This window comes from Mesorhizobium sp. M7A.F.Ca.AU.002.02.1.1, assembly GCF_003998535.1.
Classification (GTDB): domain Bacteria; phylum Pseudomonadota; class Alphaproteobacteria; order Rhizobiales; family Rhizobiaceae; genus Mesorhizobium; species Mesorhizobium ciceri.
This window is the reverse complement of sequence record NZ_RZPB01001068.1, coordinates 1-1,647: the sequence shown is the minus strand read 5'-3', so window position 1 is coordinate 1,647 and position 1,647 is coordinate 1. Positions and strand designations below refer to the sequence as shown.

Sequence of the window (1,647 nt, the reverse complement as noted above, 5' to 3'; positions counted from 1 at the left end):
TGGCTTTACCGCAATGGCGATGTGGTTTCGCGAAGCGACAATGACGACGGCAGCGCCACCATCTCGCTGAAGGCCACGCAAAGCGCGCGCGAAGAGATCGAAAACAGATTGCGTCGTAAAAACAACGGATAATCCGGAGCAGTTCCAGGAAAAGTGTATAGCGGTTTCCGTCGGGAGTTGCCCGAAAAGAGAGACTACTTCGCGGTCTTTGCTTCCTGCCAGAGCGCTTCCATCTCGGCCAGATCAGCCTTGTCCAGCGTGTTGCCGGCTTTCTCCAAAGCCTGCTCGACATAATGGAAACGTGAGCGGAATTTCTCGTTGGTGCCGCTCAGCGCTGCTTCCGAATCGAGCTTGAGGTGGCGACCGAGATTGACGACGGCAAACAGCATGTCGCAGAACTCGTCCTTGATCGAGGCGGTGTCGCCCTTGGCCAGCGCCTCGCGCAATTCGCCGATCTCTTCCTCGATCTTGTCGAGGATGGGTGCTGCCTCGCTCCAGTCGAAGCCGACGCGGGCGGCCTTCTCCTGAAGTTTCAGCGCCCGGGTCAGCGCGGGCAGGGCGACCGGCACGCTATCCAGAAACCCCTTGCCATTGTCTTCGGGATCGAGACCGCGCGCGAGGCGGGCGCTTCGTTTCTCTGCCTTCTCTTCTGCCTTGATCTTTTCCCACATGCCCTTGGCCATGCCGGCGCTGCGGGCCTTTTCGTCGCCGAAGACATGCGGATGGCGTCGGATCATTTTCGTCGTGATGGCTTGCACCACATCGGGGAAGGCAAACTCGCCGGCCTCCTCGGCCATTTGCGCGTGGTAGACGACCTGCAGCAGCAGATCGCCGAGTTCGTCGCGCAGATCGTCGAGGTCGCCGCGCGCGATGGCATCCGCGACCTCATAGGCCTCTTCGATCGTGTAGGGCGCGATGGTCGAGAAATCCTGTTCGATATCCCAGGGACAGCCGGTCTTCGGCGCCCGCAGCGCCGCCATGATCTCGATCAGGCGCGAAATGTCTTTCGATGGCGTCATAGGGCTGATGCTATCGCGCGGCCGGCCGCGCGGCCAACGCTGTCAGCCGGCGAGAGTGCCTTGTCCACAGGCGAGCCACGTCAGTCGAGCACCGAGACGATCGCTTTGGCGAGGTCGTCCATGCCGTCCTCGGGCAGGCCGGCGACATTGATGCGGCTGTCGCCGACCATGTAGACGCCGTGCTCGGCGCGCAGCCGTTCGACTTGCGCTTCGGTGAGGCCAAGGCGGGAGAACATGCCGCGATGGCTGGCGACGAAATCGAAGCGGTCGGAATTGGATTGCCGGCGCAGGGCTTCGGAGAACTGGACACGGAGTCTCAGCATGCGCAGCCGCATCTCTTCAAGTTCGGCTTCCCAGTCTGCACGCAAGGCGGCGTCCTCCAGCACGATGCGTACGGCTGCTGCCCCGTGGTCCGGCGGCATCGAATACATGGCGCGCGCCGCCGACAGCATCTGGCTCATCGCCACATCTGCCTGTGCGCCGTCCTTGGCCAGGATCATTGCTGCGCCGACGCGGTCGCGGTAGACGGCGAAATTCTTCGAGCAGCTCGACGCGACGACCATTTCCGGAACTTTCGCCGCCAGCAGGCGCAAGCCGAGGGCGTCGGCCTCAAGGCCATCGCCAAAGC

The 1,647-nt window shown here is 62.7% G+C and carries 3 protein-coding genes; 1 reads left to right on the top strand and 2 read right to left on the bottom strand.

All coding sequences use genetic code 11. From position 1 onward, the window contains the following. On the top strand, positions 1-132 hold a 132-nt coding region (locus EN879_RS40360; protein WP_245493926.1), incomplete at its 5' end, for a hypothetical protein. A gap of 62 nt (positions 133-194) precedes the next feature. Here the strand turns inward: EN879_RS40360 and mazG are convergent. After that, complete coding sequence (gene mazG, locus EN879_RS35060) at positions 195-1,019, bottom strand: nucleoside triphosphate pyrophosphohydrolase (protein ID WP_063168043.1); 825 nt, start codon at positions 1,017-1,019, stop codon at positions 195-197. Between the two features lie 80 nt (positions 1,020-1,099). Continuing rightward, positions 1,100-1,647: aminotransferase class I/II-fold pyridoxal phosphate-dependent enzyme (locus EN879_RS35055; protein ID WP_127274668.1), on the bottom strand; the 548-nt coding region annotated here is incomplete at its 5' end.

Coding starts and splice junctions, on each gene's coding strand:
- mazG (WP_063168043.1), bottom strand. CDS start 1,019: ATGACGCCATCGAAAGACATTTCGCGCCTGATCGAGATCATGGCGGCG.